We start from the raw sequence: 665 nt of genomic DNA, 5'->3' as shown, positions 1-665 counted from the left end.
GGTTGCACACCTCGATAATCGCATCACGTTCTTGCTGTGAGAGTTTGTTAGCTGGTACAGGTCTTTTAAGCCCTGTTGTATTTTGATGGTGAGGGGGGCTAATTATATGGTCCGCCTCACTCTCAAGCCCTACGCTTAGAGTAGGCTCTCAGAACGAGGTGAACCATATGTCTACCATTCACATCTTAGGTATCGATTTAGGCAAGCACTGCTTTCATGCGGTTGGCAACAATCACACTGGCAAAGACTTTATTCTCCGTAAGTTTAGTCGCAGCAGAGCTGAGCTTATCCAACGTAACCGATGCCGAAGTGCTTCCCAACTTACTCAAGCAGATACGTTGTAAAATCATTGAGATATCAGCTGATGCCGCTTATGACACAAGGAGTTGCCATGATGCCATACGGATCAAGCGAGCGGTTCCGCTCATCCCACCAAGAGAAGGAGCAGCCTTCTGGGAACAAGGGCATCCTCGTAACTTAGCGGTAGGTTGCCAGAAGCTCTATGGCTCCAACAAGAAGTGGAAAAAGCGGTATGGCTATCATAAGCGCTCTCTATCAGAGACCGCAATGTACCGAGTAAAACAGCTGCTAGGTGGGAAATTCAGCCTGAGGAACTACAACGCTCAAGTTGGTGAGACTTACGCCATGATTAAAGCGCTGAACAA

Annotated in this window: 1 pseudogene; it reads left to right on the top strand. The window is 47.8% G+C overall.

The window, feature by feature from the left end:
- Window positions 1–264: 264 nt before the first annotated feature.
- Window positions 265–665, top strand: a pseudogene (locus tag KIV40_RS20320) (IS5 family transposase); the annotation flags it as partial.

The organism is Vibrio sp. D173a, assembly GCF_030248475.1.
The sequence above is the reverse complement of the archived record's forward strand: the minus strand, read 5'-3'. Positions and strand labels throughout refer to the sequence as shown.